Annotated in this window: 15 protein-coding genes; 6 read left to right on the plus strand and 9 right to left on the minus strand. The window is 48.9% G+C overall.

Annotated elements, in window-relative coordinates:
• Positions 1-17: 17 nt before the first annotated feature.
• The gene (locus HZ996_07615) at positions 18-1,640 is read right to left on the minus strand and encodes a BamA/TamA family outer membrane protein (protein QTN39005.1); all 1,623 of its coding nucleotides are present in this window, start codon (positions 1,638-1,640) and stop codon (positions 18-20) included.
• 47 nt (positions 1,641-1,687) lie between these two features.
• On the minus strand, positions 1,688-2,362 hold the full coding sequence (gene ung, locus HZ996_07620) for a uracil-DNA glycosylase (protein ID QTN39006.1): 675 nt from the start codon (positions 2,360-2,362) through the stop codon (positions 1,688-1,690).
• A 191-nt stretch (positions 2,363-2,553) separates the two neighbouring features.
• Here ung and HZ996_07625 point away from each other — a divergent pair, with 191 nt between their 5' ends.
• Genes HZ996_07625 through gap form a run of 3 tightly spaced genes read left to right on the plus strand, consistent with a single transcriptional unit; the run spans position 2,554 to position 5,208 of the window.
• Positions 2,554-3,306 carry a hypothetical protein gene (locus tag HZ996_07625; protein ID QTN39007.1) on the plus strand — a complete coding sequence of 251 codons (753 nt, stop codon included), beginning with the start codon at positions 2,554-2,556 and terminating at the stop codon, positions 3,304-3,306.
• Between the two features lie 5 nt (positions 3,307-3,311).
• On the plus strand, positions 3,312-4,205 hold the full coding sequence (gene lipA, locus HZ996_07630; protein QTN39008.1) for a lipoyl synthase: 894 nt from the start codon (positions 3,312-3,314) through the stop codon (positions 4,203-4,205).
• Positions 4,183-5,208, plus strand: coding sequence for a type I glyceraldehyde-3-phosphate dehydrogenase (gene gap, locus HZ996_07635; GenBank protein QTN40023.1), 1,026 nt, complete (start codon positions 4,183-4,185; stop codon positions 5,206-5,208). The genes lipA and gap overlap by 23 nt, the downstream gene beginning before the upstream one ends.
• Here the strand turns inward: gap and HZ996_07640 are convergent.
• The 5 genes from HZ996_07640 to lpxK are packed head-to-tail and all read right to left on the minus strand — an operon-like array spanning position 5,148 to position 10,389.
• Positions 5,148-5,942: a UDP-2,3-diacylglucosamine diphosphatase gene (locus HZ996_07640; GenBank protein QTN39009.1), complete on the minus strand. Its 795-nt coding sequence runs from the start codon at positions 5,940-5,942 to the stop codon at positions 5,148-5,150. The genes gap and HZ996_07640 overlap by 61 nt on opposite strands.
• A complete protein-coding gene (locus HZ996_07645; GenBank protein ID QTN39010.1) occupies positions 5,935-7,095 on the minus strand; it encodes an AhpC/TSA family protein in 1,161 nt (386 codons plus the stop codon). Before HZ996_07645 ends, HZ996_07640 begins: the two co-directional genes overlap by 8 nt.
• Entirely contained in the window at positions 7,092-8,555 is a 1,464-nt protein-coding gene (gene gatB, locus HZ996_07650; protein QTN39011.1) for an Asp-tRNA(Asn)/Glu-tRNA(Gln) amidotransferase subunit GatB, read from the minus strand. Before gatB ends, HZ996_07645 begins: the two co-directional genes overlap by 4 nt.
• Positions 8,556-8,576: 21 nt before the next feature.
• Positions 8,577-9,392 (minus strand): purine-nucleoside phosphorylase, encoded by an 816-nt coding sequence (locus tag HZ996_07655; GenBank protein ID QTN39012.1) that lies wholly within the window; start codon positions 9,390-9,392, stop codon positions 8,577-8,579.
• Positions 9,373-10,389 carry a tetraacyldisaccharide 4'-kinase gene (gene lpxK, locus HZ996_07660; protein QTN39013.1) on the minus strand — a complete coding sequence of 339 codons (1,017 nt, stop codon included), beginning with the start codon at positions 10,387-10,389 and terminating at the stop codon, positions 9,373-9,375. Before lpxK ends, HZ996_07655 begins: the two co-directional genes overlap by 20 nt.
• A 40-nt stretch (positions 10,390-10,429) precedes the next feature.
• Here lpxK and HZ996_07665 point away from each other — a divergent pair, with 40 nt between their 5' ends.
• The 3 genes from HZ996_07665 to HZ996_07675 all read left to right on the plus strand — a co-directional run bounded on the left by HZ996_07665 (position 10,430) and on the right by HZ996_07675 (position 13,856).
• Entirely contained in the window at positions 10,430-11,524 is a 1,095-nt protein-coding gene (locus tag HZ996_07665) for a Nif3-like dinuclear metal center hexameric protein (protein ID QTN39014.1), read from the plus strand.
• A gap of 6 nt (positions 11,525-11,530) precedes the next feature.
• Positions 11,531-12,325, plus strand: a complete 795-nt coding sequence (locus HZ996_07670; protein QTN39015.1) for a hypothetical protein — start codon at positions 11,531-11,533, stop codon at positions 12,323-12,325.
• A 61-nt stretch (positions 12,326-12,386) separates the two neighbouring features.
• Positions 12,387-13,856 (plus strand): hypothetical protein, encoded by a 1,470-nt coding sequence (locus HZ996_07675; protein QTN39016.1) that lies wholly within the window; start codon positions 12,387-12,389, stop codon positions 13,854-13,856.
• A gap of 3 nt (positions 13,857-13,859) precedes the next feature.
• Here the strand turns inward: HZ996_07675 and HZ996_07680 are convergent, their stop codons facing one another.
• Together HZ996_07680 and HZ996_07685 are read right to left on the minus strand one after the other, a co-directional pair.
• A complete protein-coding gene (locus tag HZ996_07680) occupies positions 13,860-15,317 on the minus strand; it encodes an outer membrane protein transport protein (GenBank protein QTN39017.1) in 1,458 nt (485 codons plus the stop codon).
• Between the two features lie 3 nt (positions 15,318-15,320).
• The gene (locus tag HZ996_07685) at positions 15,321-16,310 is read right to left on the minus strand and encodes a hypothetical protein (GenBank protein QTN39018.1); all 990 of its coding nucleotides are present in this window, start codon (positions 16,308-16,310) and stop codon (positions 15,321-15,323) included.
• Between the last annotated feature and the right edge of the window lie 354 nt (positions 16,311-16,664).

The following is a 16,664-nucleotide window of genomic DNA, read 5'->3' on the forward strand; positions in this document are numbered from 1 at the left end:
AATAATGCGATTTTCGACTAGAATTGATTGATCAGTCCGATGTGAACCTTGGCTTGATCAAGTTGAAAATCGCTGCCGCTTCTACGACCGAGCGCATAGGTTAAATTGAGTAATCCAGCGGGTGTTTGAAAGGCTGCTCCTGCACCAAAACTCCATGCGCTTCCACTGTCCGGAAGATTGATCTCGAACAGTTGTCCGGGGTCTAAAAAACCAAAATCGGAGAAGGCGAAAATGAACCCGTCCCGACCTGTCAAGAGACGGAGTTCAACGGTGCCGATGAGGTATTGAGCAATGAATATACTCTGTTCGTCAAATCCCCTTAAATTTTGGATTCCTCCAAAGCGAAAGAGTTCGTTGTAATAGCTCGGTCCCAAGCCGGCGTTTTGCAGTTGCCCGTCAAATCTTCCGAATTGAATTCGATTGTGCAGAACAAGAAGAGAGCTAAAGTTCCAATAGCTTCCGGCATCGATTGTGGTTCGAAGCTGGGTGGTGCGAGAATCCTCGGCCCGTCGTTCTCCAAGGCCAAATTGAGCGTCAACGCGAACTCCATTTTTGGGCGCTACTCGGCGATCCGTCGTCCGCAAACGCAGTCCTACACTGTAAAATGAGCTGGAGTAGTCCACAACTCCCGCTACGGCTTCTTCGCCCAGTAGACTGGAACTCTTGCTGCTGAAACGGAAGTTGACACTCGATCTGGGGCTAATGAAGTACCGAATCCCCAAATTCGAACTCAAGTTCAAAAAAGAGGAGTCTTGTTTCAGTAGGTTCAATCCGCCTTCAAGCGCCCAGTTCCAGCCAAATAGGTAAGGATACGAAGCTTTCAGGTCGAGCTTTTGTGTGGTGTTCCCCGGACTGCTCCAATCCACAACGACTTCTTCACCCCTATTGAAAGCGTTCAAAAGTCGTAAGTAGACATTTCCGGTAACCGTTACACCTTGGTCGTTGGCGTTGAATCCAAGAATTCCGTCAAATTGATTGGCTTTTTCCTTCTCCAGATAGGCGAACACGACGGTTTTTTCTCGATTGAACAGCACCTGAGGGCTTCTCGGCATACTGAGATATTCGATATCGGCAACGGTTTGGCCTAAATCGGCTAAGGTCTTCTCAGAATAGGGCGCTCCGACCTTTAAACCGAGTAGGTTGGCGGTCATGGACTCCGTCATTTCGTCGTATCCGCGGACATTGACACTGTCATATCGAATGTAAGGTCCCGGCTCAAAGGCAAGTACGCCAGAAACGGAGTCCGTAGATACTGTGAGCTCTTGCCAATCCAGTCTAGCAAAGGGATAGCCGTTGTTTTCGGCTAGATCCAGTACGCGGCTTTCCCAGCGCATCCAGTCGGTTCCGCTCCATCTTTTTCCGCTCCATCGCTGTAGTTTTGGATCGGTAGGTAGTAATTCGAAACGCTCATCGGACCAATCCACAGAAGCCCATTGAATGGGCTGACCTCTTTCCAATTGAGCCTCAAGCGTTGATCCACGCCAAGTTGTTGATTGGATGCGTGCGCTCCAGAACCCATCGGCCCGAAGGGCCCGAACCTCCTCATAAAGAGCTTTCTCTGCGTTTAGGGTATCCGCAAAGGATCGGTCCAAAGGCCATTGCCGTTCGGGTAAATCCGAAACGGTGATGTGGAGCTTCAATTCCTGAGCATTCAGCGTCCAAGGAAGCAGTAGAAGCAGGCCGTATTTTAAGAAAGTTGCCAGACGATTGATTTTTGTCCGTTCTCTTCCAATAACGCATTAACCTGGGAAAAATGTCGGCATCCAAAAAATCCGCTGTGCGCACTGAATGGACTGGGGTGTGCTGCCTTTAGTACGTGATGCTTGTCCGCGTTGATACGGGCGGCTTTGTTTTGCGCAAAACGACCCCAGAGTAGGAAAATGAGCCCCTCACGTTGTTCGGAAAGCACGTCTATCACTCGATCTGTAAACTGCTCCCAGCCTTTACCTTGGTGGCTTCCAGCTTGATGAGCACGAACAGTTAATGTGGCGTTAATCAGCAGTACCCCCTGATCGGCCCAGGGTTCAAGATTTCCGGAAACGGGGTAGGGGTGTCCCAAATCGCTTTCGATTTCTTTAAAGATGTTCCGAAGTGAGGGCGGGTGTTTGACGCCGTCGGCAACAGAGAAGCACAGCCCGTTGGCCTGTCCTAGTCCGTGATACGGATCTTGACCAATGATGACCACCTTGACATCGGGTAAGGGTGTTCGGTCAAATGCAGCAAAAATTCGATTTCCCGGAGGAAATACCTGGTGCTGAGCACGTTCCTCTACGAGAAACGATTTGAGGTTGTGAAAGTATTCTTTTTGAAATTCGGATTCCAAGGCTTCTAACCAACTGGCTTCCAAGTTCGGACGTTTCATACTTAGAGGCTTGGTATTTTCGTTACCTTTGTATTCCATCCCTTAATAGACTCGAAAACAAAGATGAAAAAGATTTTGTTAGTTCTAGCGGTGAGTGTTTTTGTTGGTTTGACCCTGTCAGCCTGCCATGCGTATGAAGAATGTCCTGCATACGGCCAAGTAGAAGAAGCGCCCGCTGAAAGCAATGGCTGATGATGAAAAAAGCAGTAATCGTAGGAGTTTTAACCTTGTTTGGCCTCGGTACCGTCCGGGCTCAACAGACTTCTGCTGATTACAGCCGATTGCTATATCGAAATGAAATGACCTTTGGGATCACCATCCACACTGCCGGATGGGGAGGGTCATTCAAGAGGTTACGGAATCCAGACGGCAGCACCAAGAAAGGTCTGCTCATCGATTTCGCCACCATTCAACATCCTAAAGAGGTTAAACTCTTTCACCCTTTTTACGACAACGCCCGAGGATACAAGTTTGGCAAGCTGAATTATTTCAGCACGCTGCGCATCGGCTATGGTTGGGAAAAGATGATTGCCGGAAAAACGGATCGCGGTTCGGTTGCCATTCACGCCCACTACTGGGGAGGAATTAGCAATGGGATTACGCGCCCGGTTTACCTGGAGGTCATACGCCCGTTCCCGAACAATCCCGAGGACTTCTTCATCAGTACAGAAGCCTACAATCCTGATGAGCACTTTGCGAACAATATCTACGGCCGTGCGTCTTTCTTCAACGGCTGGAACGAACTGGGGTATCACCCGGGGGTGTTCTTTAAAGCCGGAGCGAATTTCGAGTATGGCATCACCGAGGAAAAGGTGAGCATGATCGAGATTGGAATTATCTTTGACTACTTTTTTGAAGAAGTGCCGATTATGGCGGTAGAAGAGAACATGCAACTCTTTACCACCTTATATCTTTCGATGTATTTCGGCAAGAAGTGGAATTAAGCCCTATGTCAAAAGAAACCTTAACGGCTCCTGTTCAGGAGACGAATACCGATACAAAAAAGCGCAAGCCGAAATGGCTACGCGTCAAACTCCCAACCGGTGAAAACTACCGGAATGTGAGGGGTTTGGTGGATAATTACAAACTGCACACCATTTGCGAGAGCGGTAACTGTCCCAACATGGGAGAGTGTTGGGGAGCTGGAACGGCGACCTTCATGATCCTGGGGAATACCTGTACGCGCTCATGTGGATTCTGTGCGGTTGCGACAGGAAGGCCCGACGCGGTGGACTGGGATGAACCGGAACGCGTTGCTCGCTCCGTGAAGCTCATGAAGGTCAAGCATTGCGTCATTACTTCCGTAGATCGCGATGATCTTGCCGATGGAGGTTCCATTATTTGGGCCGAAACCGTGAATGCGGTTCGGCGAATGAGTCCAACGACGACCATGGAAACCTTGATCCCCGATTTTAAAGGAGAGATGCACAATGTGGATCGTTTGATTGAGGTGGCTCCCGAGATTATCTCACACAACATGGAAACCGTGCGTCGTTTAACGCGTCAAGTACGAATTCAAGCGAAGTACGACCGCAGCTTAGAGGTATTGGCGTATCTCAAGGAGTGCGGACAAAAACGCACCAAGAGTGGGATTATGCTCGGCTTAGGTGAGCGGGAAGAAGAAGTTCTGGAAACCTTGCGCGACTTGCGCAATGCGGATGTGGATATCGTAACGCTCGGCCAGTACCTACAGCCTACGCCTAAGCATCTGCCTGTTCAGGAATACATCACTCCGGAGCAATTCGACAAGTACAAGGAAATAGGCTTGGAAATGGGCTTTAAGTATGTCGAAAGTGGACCTCTGGTTCGTTCGAGCTATCATGCCGAAAAACACCTCTTCTAAACGAATCGGGGTTAATGGTTTTGGCCGTATTGGTCGAACCCTAGCCCGAGTTCTTGAACGAACGCCGGGATATGAACTGGCGGTTGTCAATGATTTGAGTGATGCGCCCACTTTAGCGCATCTACTGAAATACGATTCGCTACACAGAGCCTTCCCTGCTGAAGTTGCCTCTGATGAAGATCACATCTACATTGAGGGACGGAGCATTCCAGTGTTGAATCACAAAACTCCGGACACGATCCCGTGGTCGGCCTACGAAGTAGACGTCGTCGTAGAAGCTACGGGGCAATTCAAATATACCGAGCAAGTGGCTGGTCACCTGATGGGCGGAGCTCCCTGGGTAGTGTTGAGTGTTCCTCCCATAGACCAGAACATGCCCACCGTAGTTCTCGGGATAAATGATGAAATCCTGGACGGTTCGGAACATATGATTTCAAATGCGTCCTGTACCACGAACTGTGCGGCTCCCATGGTCGGACTGATCGACGAGCTATGCGGAGTGGAGGAAGCCTACATCACCACAGTTCACAGTTTTACGGGTGATCAACGACTGCACGATGCACCGCACAAGGATTTGAGAAGGGCTCGCGCCGCCACTCAAAGTATTGTTCCAACAACCACGGGTGCTGCAAAGGCCGTGACCCGAATTTTCCCACATTTGGAGGGAAACATCGGCGGTTGTGGTATTCGAGTTCCCGTGCCAGATGGATCGCTTACTGACATTACCTTCATTGTCAAGAAACCCGTATCCGCGGAGGAAATCAATGCCTATTTCAAGCAGCGGTCGGAGGGAGATCTAAAGGGTATTCTAGGCTATACGGAAGATCCAATTGTGTCGAGTGACGTCATTGGTAGTCCGTACAGTTGCCTTCACGACGCACAGATGACCAGTGTTCTTGGGAACATGGTCAAGATTATCGGATGGTACGATAACGAAATGGGTTATTCGACCCGGTTGGTCGACTTGATCAAGAAGCGATCTGAGGGATTCTTTTCAAAGTGATCCAAACGGAATTCACCGTTTTCCATCACCCCAAAAGTGTTGTAGGAGATCATATCCCCTAGGTTGAAGTAGGTAGCGTTGTCTTTGAGCTCTACTTGAAGGGGAAGGTGACGATGTCCGAAGACGAAATAGTCAAAATGCTCTTTCTTGAGAAGGCCTTGACAGTATTGTGTTAGGTATTCACCGTCATCGTGGAATTGAGCATCCCCGTCGCTGTGGGCGTCTCTAGAGCGTCCGCTAAAGTAGTTTCCGGCCCAAATACCCGTATTGGGATGTACTCGAGCAAAGAGCCATTGAAAGAATCCGTTGTTAAATACTTTTTTTAGGAACTTATAATTCCAGTCTCCAGGTCCTAAACCATCGCCATGAGCCATGTAAACTCTTTTGCCCTGAAGTTCGCGGACCAGTGGTTTCTTGTGGACCTGAATCCCCAGCTCATCTTCGAAGTACCCGTAGGTCCAGATGTCGTGATTTCCTCCAAAAAAGTGAATGGGAATTCCGGCATCGCTCATCTCTCCCAGAGTCCCGAGGAGCCGGACAAAGCCCTTGGGTACCACCTGTTTGTACTCAAACCAAAAGTCGAATAGATCTCCGAGGAGGTAGAGCTCGTCGCAATTATCCTGAATGCTGCGAAGCCATCGAACCACTTTGCGTTCACGTTCTTGACTGGCCTCGTGATTTGGGGCGCCCAGATGAAAATCTGAGGCGAAGTATATGTTGCCAGATTTACTCACCGAAGATTTCTGCGAGTTTATCGTCTAGCGCTTGCCCTCGAAGGTTTTTGGCAATGATACGCCCTTCACGATCGAGCAGCACGGCATGAGGAATCCCGTTGAACTTGTAGAGCTCCTTGACAATGGTGCTCCAACCATTCATCTCTGAAACATGAGTCCAGGTGAGCCCGTCGTCTTCGATAGCCTTGAGCCAAGCGGCACGAGGTTTTTGTTGGTTTGGCAGTCCATCGAGAGAGACACCCAAAACTTCAAATCCACGGTCGTGATAGGTGTTGTAGGCCGCAACTACATTGGGGTTCTCTCGGCGGCATGGCCCACACCAGCTCGCCCAGAAATCAACCAACACGACCTTTCCGCGATAGCTGCTTAGAGAAACGTCTTCTCCGTCCGGAGTTGGCAAGGTAAAATCTGGAGCAACCGATCCAACGGCAATGGCACGATTCGCCTCTACCTGCTCGTGTAGGAATTGAGCGTGAGCGCTTTTGGGGTAGTTTTTCTGGAGGTTTTGATCAATTTCATCAAATAGCGGGAAGTCCTCATCAACTTTATATACCGCTTGTTTTTGCACTTGAGCGTACAGAATAAAAATAGCCACGGGATGATCTTTGTGCCCTTCCAATAGCCCGCTCAATGCGGCTTGATGATCGTCCATCAAACGAACATACTCGGCCACTAACTCTTCTCTTTTCTCCAAAAAGTCGTCTTGGCCTTGATAACTCATTAAGGTCTCATTCAATGCGTCAATGCGACCAGTGGTTTCCATGGCCTTTTGATTGATTTGACGAAGAACCTCAGTCTCTTCGTTTCCTTCCACGGTGTATACAGGTATCCCTTCTTCGAAAGAACCTTCTAATACTATCTGATCTCCTGGTTCAGCGCTGACCAAGAGGCGTACACCGTTCTCAAACTGAAGCGTGTAAAAGGCCTGTTCGCTGTTGTCGAGTTCAAAGGTAAATTGACCTTCGTCTGCAAACACTGTATCCACAGCTACGGTATTGCGCGGCTCCATACGGCTGAGAATAATCTTTCCCGCATCTTCCATGTTTCCGGAGATGCTTCCAGAGCCATCTTGTGCTGCCCCAGCTCCCGCGTTACTGTTACATGACCACAGCATTCCGGCCGTGATCACCAAAGTCATCAGTGTTCTTTTCATGCTTCTAATTGTTCTCTAATGATGGCACTCGCTTTTTTGGGATCAGCTTTCCCACGGGACATTTTCATGACTTCGCCCATAAACAGTCCGATCAGACCTTTTTTACCATTGCGGTACTCTTCGACCTTGTCCGGGTACATACCAATTGCCTCCTTTGCCCATGCAACAAGCGCATCGTCATCTTGTTCTTGAATCCAGCCATTCGCTTCAGCCAATGCCTTGGGAGAGGCCTCGGGCTGTTCCAGAAGTGCCGGAAAGAGTTTTTGGCTAGCCATTGAATTGCTGATCACCTGACTGTCAATGAGTTCAATGATTTCTGCAATCGCCTGCGGCGCGATGGGAAACTTCCCGATATCAACAGCCTTCTCGTTGAGGTAGGACTTAATGGCCCCCATCATCCAGTTGGCTGCCGCCTTGTGATTCTTTGTGTGGTGGGTCATCTCCTCGAAGTACAGGGCGATTTCCTTGTTTTCCGTAAGAATCTGAGCATCGTACTCAGATAGTCCGAATTCCTCCGTATAGCGCTTGAATAGCTCATCGGGCAGGGGAGGGAGCTCGCTTTTTACACGGGCGATGTAATCCTCTTTCACCAGAACCGGAGCCAAGTCTGGTTCCGTGAAGTATCGGTAATCGTGGGCCTCTTCTTTAGAACGCATTACGGTTGAAGAGCCACTTATAGCATCAAATCCGCGCGTTTCTTGATCGATGACGCCTCCGGCTTCCAGCACTTCGATTTGGCGCTTCATTTCGCCTTCAATCGCCCGCATTACGTTCCGCATGGAATTGATGTTCTTGATCTCATTCCGTGTACCGAGTTTGCTCGTTCCTTTCAAGCGAACAGAGACGTTGGCATCACAACGCATAGATCCTTCTTCCATGTTACCGTCACAGATTTCGAGATATCGGACCAACTTACGAACCTCCATGAGGTAGTTGTAGGCCTCCTGAGCATTGGCGATCTCCGGTTCAGATACAATCTCTAGAAGCGGTACTCCCGCACGGTTGAGGTCGATCAGCGTATTGAACGGATCAATGTCGTGAATGGATTTTCCTGAGTCCTCCTCCATGTGGATTCGGGTCAAGTGGATGGTCTTTGGGTTGCCTTCGGCATCCTTGATGTTGATTCCTCCACCGGTACAAATGGGCGTATCGTCCTGTGTAATCTGATAACCCTTGGGCAAATCGGCGTAGAAATAGTTCTTTCGAGCGTACTCATTCCGTTCGCGAATGTCTGCACCTACCGCGAGGCCTAATCTCACGGCGTACTCTACGGTATTCGTATTTGCCATGGGCAAGGTACCCGGATGCCCCAATGAAATGGGGTGAACATTCGTGTTGGGGGCCGCCCCGTATGTTGTCGGGTCGGAGGAGTATGCTTTTGAGTCGGTCAGGAGTTGAACGTGGACCTCGAGTCCGATGACCGGTTCGTACTTATCGTATGGTGTTTCCAAGACTGTCATTTATGGCGCAAAGATACAAGACTAAAGCGCTTCGGATAAAAAACGTTCAACCAGGCGGCTCAGTATGACCTCGGCTTTTTGAGCGACTTCCTGCACTTCTTCGTGGGTCACTTCAACGATCTTGCCTTCAACACCCAAATCGGTGATTACGGAAAGGGCCATGCACTTAAGGCCCATGTGACGAGCGACCAGTACCTCAGGTACCGTGCTCATACCTACGGCGTCTCCGCCGATGCGTCGAATGTAGCCGTATTCAGCAGGGGTTTCAAAGTTGGGGCCGGGAACCGAAGCGTAAACCCCTTCTTGAAGCGCTACGTTCTCTTTAGCGGCAATAGCGTGCATTTTCGAGATGTAAGAACGGTCGTAGGCTTCGCTCATATCCGGGAATCGAGGACCCCATTCATCAATATTAACACCGCGAAGAGGGTTTTCGGGCTGAAGGTTGATGTGGTCATTCAAGAGCATGATATCGCCAATCTCGAAGTCCGGATTGACGCCTCCCGAGGCATTCGAAAGCAAGAGCAAGTCGATGTTAAGCAACTTCATCACGCGAACGGGGAAGGTTACTTCTTCCATGCTGTAGCCCTCATAGTAGTGGATACGTCCTTGCATGGCAATGACGCGCTTACCTCCGAGTTGGCCGTAGATCATTTGACCTGGGTGACCCTGTACTGTGGACTTCGGAAAGAACGGAATGTCGCTGTAGGAGATGTTGATCGGGTTCTCGATTTTTTCGGCTAGTCCCGCTAGACCAGTACCCAGAATAATGCCCACTTCAGGAACCTCTGGGAGCAGGTCTTGGATGTAGCGAACAGCTTTATTTACTTTTTCCAACATAGTCGAAAATCATTTGATCAAATTTTGCTTTGGGCTCAATTCGAGCCTCGATGGGGAGCACATAGAGGGCCCATTCCTTCCAAATGTCGCGAAATGGAAGCAAACGCGTAAAGTCCTTTTCCGTGGTCACGATTGCGGTCGTTTCCTTTCCATGCTGTTCGACATCGCGCCGTAGGCGCAATAGGTCTTTCTTTGAGAAGCGATAATGGTCCCGAAAAACATGTTCGGAAACCACGTTGTACCGATTCTTCAGTTCATCCAGAAAGGGTTCAGGTTTTGCGATTCCGGCAAGGGCGATCACCTGCATCGGATTCGCTATTTCCACAGGGCTTTGAGCTTCTATGTCTCCGTAGGTAAAGGTCGAGAAAAAGAGCGGCTGGTGCGGCATAGGAGCCAATTCTTTTTTCCAAGATTGACGATCTTCTTCGCTGAGTGAATGGGGGCATTTGGTGAGGATGATGGCATCTGCTCTGTGGGCTCCATCGGCCCGTTCACGCAGACGGCCTTTTGGAAGCAACTGATCTCGAGAATAGGGTTCTTGATGCGTAGTCAGCAATAGCTGGAGACCCGGTTTAATCTGACGATGCTGGAAGGCGTCATCCAGGACAATGACATCTGGGTCGGTATCCGCAATTAATTCGGAGGCGCCCAGGACTCTTTTTTCAGATACTGCTACTTGAACCTGGTTGTCGAATTTTCGCCGGTATTGATAGGGCTCATCTCCTAAGGTCTCGGCGGAATCATTAGGGCCTGCGAGGCGATATCCTTTGGTCTTCCGTCCATAGCCGCGACTGAGAATACCGAGCTTATATTGGTCTTGAAGCAGGCGAACGAGGTACTCTACATGAGGAGTTTTTCCCGTGCCGCCTGTGTTGAGGTTCCCGATGGAAATGATTGGTCGATCAAACGAAACCGAAGGGCGTTCCCCAGAATCGAATGCGCGATTGCGCCGATCCGTGAAATAACCGTAAATCTTGGAAAGCCATGAGAGCATCATACAAAGATGCGTTTTATACTTTAGAGGCAAATTGAACGCTATGCGGATTGGAGAAATTACCTCGTACTTGGAAAGCATCGCTCCGCGAGACTTTCAAGAAGGTTATGACAACAGCGGTTTGATCGTTGGAAACGCGAATGATGAGGTGGAAAAAGTGTTGGTGTCTCTGGACGTGACAGAGCCCATCATCGACGAAGCGATTGAAAAGGGCTGTGGTCTGGTCATCGGTCATCATCCAATAGTCTTCGGTGGACTGAAGCAATTGAATGGAAAGAACTACGTCGAGAGAACCGTACTCAAGGCTATTCGAGCAGGAGTGGCCATTTATGCGATACATACCAATTTGGATAATGTCTCTTCGGGTGTCAATGCCGAAATTGCTCGCCGGCTTGGAGTGGTCAACCCTAGAATCTTGGCTCCTAAAAAAGACCTGTTGACCAAGCTTGTTGTCTTTGTCCCAACAAAGGACTTGGGTCAAGTACGCGATGCCATATTTTCCGCTGGTGGCGGGCAAATTGGAAAGTATGATGAATGCAGCTACGTTGGGAAGGGTGAGGGAACTTTCCGAGGAGGAGAGGGTACGGATCCTCATGTAGGCTCGCCAGGAACACGGCACACTGAAGAAGAAATGCGCCTTGAAGTCGTAGTGCCGCGAACGATTCAGTCTAGGGTTGTGCGCGCCATGATCAACGCACATCCCTACGAGGAAGTCGCCTATGATCTTTATCCTCTGCTAAACGAGTATTCCGAGGTAGGTGCCGGCATGGTCGGAGATCTAGACGCACCAATGGACACCATGGAGTTTTTGGCCTCTTTAAAGAGCAAGCTGAATACAGCCTGCGTTCGCCATACGAAAGTGCTTGCGCCAACAGTTAAGCGAATCGCGTTTTGTGGGGGAGCGGGGAGTTTCTTGCTCAGTGCTGCAAAGGGCGCTGGGGCCGACGTCTTTATCACAGGAGACTATAAATACCATCAATTCTTTGATGCCGAGGAAGATGTGGTTATAGCTGATGTGGGTCACTATGAAAGCGAACAGTATACCAAAGACCTTATAAAGGCCTTGCTTATGCAAAAATTTCATAAATTTGCAGTCCTTTTGTCGGAAGTAAACACGAACCCCATCAACTATTTATAAAGAGGTATGGCGAAGTCAACCAAGAAAAAAGAGATTTCTGTAGAGGAGAAACTGCGCGCATTGTACGATTTGCAGTTGGTTCACTCTCGTATCGATAAGATCCGCTCAGTTCGCGGAGAGCTTCCATTGGAAGTAGAGGATCTGGAAGATGAGATTTCTGGCTTGAACAAGCGTATCGAAAAAGTCGAGAACGAAATCAAGGACCTCGAGTCTGAAATTTCAGGAAAGAAAACCTTGATCGCCAACGCTAAGGAATTGATCAAGAAGTACGAAGGTCAACAAATGAAAGTGCGTAACAACCGTGAGTTTGACGCCCTTTCGAAAGAGATCGAGTTCCAGACTTTGGAGATCGAATTGGCCGAAAAGCGCATTAAAGAGTTCAAAGCCAAAATTGAGAACAAGACCGAAACTTTGGACGGGTCTAAAGAAAAGCTCGATGAGCGCAGCAAGCACTTGGAGCACAAGAAAGCGGAGCTGGACAACATCTTAGGAGAGACTGAAAAAGAAGAGAAAGCTCTTTTGAAGAAGTCTAAGGACTTTGAGAAGTCAATCGAAGACCGCCTGTTGAATGCTTACAACCGTATTCGCGAGAACGCTAAGAACGGTTTGGCGGTTGTGACTATTGAGCGCGGTGCAACTGGGGGAAGTTTCTTCACGATCCCACCACAGCAGCAAATGGAAATTGCTCAACGCAAGAAAATCATGACGAGCGAGCACTGCGGGCGCATCTTGGTGGATCCGGAACTTGCTGGAGAAGAGGAAGAAAAAATGGCTAAGTTGTTCGAAGGATCGAGCTTCTAAGCACAACATAAGTTTGAATAAAGGGTTTCTTTTCACGGAGAAACCCTTTTTTTGTGCCCGTATGCGTGGATTCTGGACAATTGTATTGACTTTTCTCGCCACTGGTTTGACTATTGGGCAGGTCCATTTTGATTGGACTTCGGAGGTCGATTCAGCCTACGACTTGGTTTTGCAATTCCGAATGGATGAAGCAGGGGAATTAGCCCGCAAATCCTCTATGAGTCACGCCAACAATATTGCATGGGATTATGTCTTAGGCGATATTTCCATGCTTACAGTTCTTGTCGAAGAAAGGCCCGAGGAATTGAGCGGGTTCTACAATAACGTGGAACAATTTATAGACCGAGCCGAAAGACTGCCGGAGGACAACCCATGGCGGAATGTGCTATTAGGAGAGTATTACTTCAAGAGAGGTCTTATCAACACGATGAATGAGCACAATTTATCGGCAGCACGGGATATTTTTAAGGGTTATCACAAGTTTGAGCGTGCATATGAGGTTGATTCAACCTTTTATCCAGCCCGTCTGGGATGGGGACTTGTGCAATTCTTTGTTGGAGCCCTCCCGCAAAGCTACAGCAGGTATGCGGGTTGGTTCGGGATAACGGGAAATTCTGAGGTTGGAGAGCGTCTTATTCGCAGTACAAAGCCTGCAAGTGGCGGATCTTCCTTTGCGGCCTTTGATTTTATTCACACATGGTTTGTTGGAGCTTATGTTTTCCCAGAAGAATATGACACTAGTGAATTGAATGTCAATTTTCAGGAGCGGATTCAGGAGTATCCCATTCTTGTTTTTACTCTTGCTAGGAAAGCAGTACTGCAGAAAGAAACTGATCGGGCATTAAGGATTTTAGGTGAGCGGGAGGTTGACGAGCGCAGGTTGACTTTTTGGTATTTGGACTACTTAGAGGGAATCAACTTGACACGTAAACTCGATCCTCGAGGCGCTCGTATTTTATTGGATTATCTATCGGGATTCCCAGGATACTCCTACAAAAAGTCCACTTTGATGTTCCTGAGTTGGTATTTCTTTTTAGACGGTGATTATTCGTCTTCGTACTACTACAAGGAGCGGGTTCAAAGGGATGGTAAAGCTTTTACCGGGGCGGACAAGGAAGCTCAAAATCTTTCGACCCAAGACATACCTGGAGAGTTAATCGAAGCTCGTTTATTGTGCGATGGTGGGTACTACTCTGAAGCGGAGAAACGCCTAATGCAGAAGGATCCTGAGAAGTATGTGGATGTGTTGAATGTGCAAGAATGGTATTATCGGAATGCCCGAATCCAAATGGGCTTGAAGGACTTGGATCAAGCCATTCAGTCTTTCAAAAAAGTTGTTGAGACTCCTTTTGATAATCGGCGAAAATTCCTTCCTGTCAGTTGCTATGAACTTGGCCTTATCTACCTTGATCGCGGTGATGAAGAGGAAGCAAAATATTGGTTGGAACGCGCGTTGAGTTATTCTGGATATCCGTATGTCGCAGATTACCAACGAATAATCAAGCCCATTCTAAAAAAACTTGACCATTAGGTTTTACTGAAAAGGAAAGCCAATTGTCAGCACAACACGCTGATCTTCGCGCTCGACAGAGACGAGCTGATCCGTAATAGGTGCCCCCTCATGAATGTATCGATCGGCGCTGGTGCGTGTTGACGAAAGAGCCAAGTCTGCTTGAAAGTCTGAATTGCGGAAGCCAATTCCTCCGGAGATAATGGTTCGATCAAAGCTGAAAATGCTGTTTTGGACAACTGGACTTCCCCAAAGCTGGTACCCTGCTCTGAAATAGAAGTGACCTAGACGCCATTCAGTTCCAAAGCGCCAGATGGCCATGTCGGTATAGCTTTGGGCAATTTCTGAATTTGTAATTCCGTAGTTAACCTCGTCGGCATTAAACTGTGCATTCCCGTAATCTGCCCATTCGTAATCCACACTAATCAATCCTGCTGGAGCAATAACAATAGCACCACCGAGGTGAAGTCTTTGAGGTGTACGCAAGTTGTATATGAAGTTTCCTTCTGGACTATCGCGGACAAGTTCTCCACCGTCCGAAAAAGTAGTCCGCATCCGGGTCGAATAAAAGTCCTCAAGACCATACCAAGTAGGAGAGTGATAGGCCACCGCTAATCTCAACCAACCCGCTGGACGGTAAATTAGACCGAGTTTAAAATTGAAACCTCCACCGGTAGTCTCCAGAAACTCATCGTAGCTGAAACCACTTACGGTATTCGTCGCCGAGTCCAGTCCAGACTCAAAATAGCGTCGCTCTTCTGAATACGTGATAAGGGGGAAGTTCATGCTCAATCCCAAGTGCAGTTTATCTTGGTAGGTAGAGCTAACCCCAAAGTTGATTTCGCTTTGCCCGCCTTGGGAGGTCAAGTATTCCGAGGCATTTCCACCCGGATTTTGAACAAGTGGTATGTAGTTGTCTGGAGCGCCCAGAGTGTCAATTAAAAAGGTGTACCAAGCCAGTTCTGCGTCAAATTGATTGGTAAAGATCAAGTCTTCGTAGTGCGTTCCTTGAGCTAGGTCGGCGAAGTACTGGGCCTTGGTTTGTTGCGTTTCACCAGCAATGAGCTGCTCGCGGTTAAAGTCGTTGGTCCTGCTGTATCCGATGGTTAAGGTTAGGTCATCCCATTTCGGTGTTCTAAATACGTCTTCGTAGCGCTTGACGAATCCAGCTCCCGTAACATAGAAGTTTGCCGAGGATTCCGTCACCATGTTCCCTCCGTAGTTCGTAGTGGACTGAGGGGTATGGACGCCCATGGTCATTTCAAACTGAGAGGTTTTGTATATGCTTCCCCCGGCGGGGTTGATAAGGATACTGCTATAGTCTCCTCCCAAGGCATTGAAGGCACCTCCTAGTGCTTCATAGCGCGCTGTTCCTTGATAGTTCAACAAGCTATATCGAAGAGCTTCTGATGCTGTCTGGGCGGTGGCGCCAGAGCATACCATTCCCATTATAGCTAATATGTAAAGTGCCTTCTGTTTCATGATTTATCGTCTTCCGCCGCCGCGTGACCCTCCTCCGGAACTCCCACCGCGGGACCCACCTGAGCTGCCTCCTCGTGAACCACCTCCAAAGTTGAAGCTCGGACTTGAAGAGCCTCGGTTAAAGCTGGGCGTGCTTCCGCTATTGCTTCCGCGGTTCCAGCTCGGGCTAGTATTACCTCTATTGAAGTTCTGCCCTTGATTTTGATTTAGGGTAGGTGTCCATCCTCGATTGACATCACCACGCGCTCCATTCTGTGCTTCTTGGACAAAGCTCTCGAAGTTGCGCAAGAACCGTGGCATTTCGGATCGCTCGGTTTGAGCGCCACGTCCTTCGAATGGGTTCACTCCACGACGGAATTGCTCCATTTGTCGGTAATACTGATTTCCTCGGGCTTGAGCTTCGCGCATTTCAATGCGATCTGCATTTGTCTTTGTGATGCCCCGATTGCTTACGACATCCAATTCATTCATGCGAGAAGTACTGCGCTCAGAGGCTACATTTCTAGGGCGATCATTCTTGACCGTTCGCGGAGTGTGGCTTGAAGCGCGTTCAGATGAAGCTACTAGATCCTCGGCGACCGGCGCTTCAATGGTGCCTCGCTTTAGGGCTCCTTCGTACGCATTTTGCGTGTATCCTGTTGTAGGTCTGTTTTGGCCTCTTGGCGCATAAACCACTTGAGACATCACGTCAAAAGAGTTGTAGTATCCTGGGCAGTTCCAAGGACTCCATGGATTCCATGGGTTGAACCCAAAACCCGAACCGTACCAGGGGTTGTAGCCGTACATCGGGCCGTAGGCCCCGTTCATTCCTCCCCAACCCCAAGAATAACCTAGGCCCACGTTCCAGCCGCTCCAGCTGTTCCATCCGAGGCTGCTGTTCCATCCGGAATTGTTCCAACCATTGTTGTTCCAACCGTTCCAGTTTCCGGTATTCCAAGCATCGCTGTACAAGCTTGTTCCGAAGTTGCCCGGAGAAGGATCGTACCAACCCATATTGGTGTGATACGGATCGTAGTATCCGAAGTCCGAGTCGCTGTGAAAACGACGGATTCGAGAACTGTACTCGTAAGGGTTTGCTTGGTTGGGGTCGAAGTTTGGATCGACGTAGTCAAAGTCCGCTGGATCTTGTGATTCTGGTTCTGGCTCAGCGTAGGCATAAACGTCAACGACGTCACCGCCGGGATCGTAAACACCATCGTACTCACCGTTTTGGGCGAGGTACGCTGAAGAGCAAAGAGCTCAAAGAACTAAGGACAGGGGATATATAAGGAGATTCGCTTTCATACTCGAACGTTTTGGCCTTAAATAATTAATACCTTTGAGGGCTTCAAGGTTCACATAATAAGA

It is taken from the genome of Cryomorphaceae bacterium, from assembly GCA_017798125.1.
Classification (GTDB): Bacteria; Bacteroidota; Bacteroidia; order Flavobacteriales; family ECT2AJA-044; genus ECT2AJA-044.

Excerpts from the sequence above, each read along its gene's own strand:
- ung (QTN39006.1), bottom strand. The coding sequence starts at position 2,362 with ATGAAACGTCCGAACTTGGAAGCCAGTTGGTTAGAAGCCTTGGAATCC.
- HZ996_07625 (QTN39007.1), top strand. The coding sequence starts at position 2,554 with ATGATGAAAAAAGCAGTAATCGTAGGAGTTTTAACCTTGTTTGGCCTC.
- lipA (QTN39008.1), top strand. The coding sequence starts at position 3,312 with ATGTCAAAAGAAACCTTAACGGCTCCTGTTCAGGAGACGAATACCGAT.
- gap (QTN40023.1), top strand. The coding sequence starts at position 4,183 with ATGCCGAAAAACACCTCTTCTAAACGAATCGGGGTTAATGGTTTTGGC.
- HZ996_07645 (QTN39010.1), bottom strand. The coding sequence starts at position 7,095 with ATGAAAAGAACACTGATGACTTTGGTGATCACGGCCGGAATGCTGTGG.
- gatB (QTN39011.1), bottom strand. The coding sequence starts at position 8,555 with ATGACAGTCTTGGAAACACCATACGATAAGTACGAACCGGTCATCGGA.
- HZ996_07655 (QTN39012.1), bottom strand. The coding sequence starts at position 9,392 with ATGTTGGAAAAAGTAAATAAAGCTGTTCGCTACATCCAAGACCTGCTC.
- lpxK (QTN39013.1), bottom strand. The coding sequence starts at position 10,389 with ATGATGCTCTCATGGCTTTCCAAGATTTACGGTTATTTCACGGATCGG.
- HZ996_07665 (QTN39014.1), top strand. The coding sequence starts at position 10,430 with ATGCGGATTGGAGAAATTACCTCGTACTTGGAAAGCATCGCTCCGCGA.
- HZ996_07670 (QTN39015.1), top strand. The coding sequence starts at position 11,531 with ATGGCGAAGTCAACCAAGAAAAAAGAGATTTCTGTAGAGGAGAAACTG.
- HZ996_07675 (QTN39016.1), top strand. The coding sequence starts at position 12,387 with ATGCGTGGATTCTGGACAATTGTATTGACTTTTCTCGCCACTGGTTTG.
- HZ996_07680 (QTN39017.1), bottom strand. The coding sequence starts at position 15,317 with ATGAAACAGAAGGCACTTTACATATTAGCTATAATGGGAATGGTATGC.
- HZ996_07685 (QTN39018.1), bottom strand. The coding sequence starts at position 16,310 with ATGGGTTGGTACGATCCTTCTCCGGGCAACTTCGGAACAAGCTTGTAC.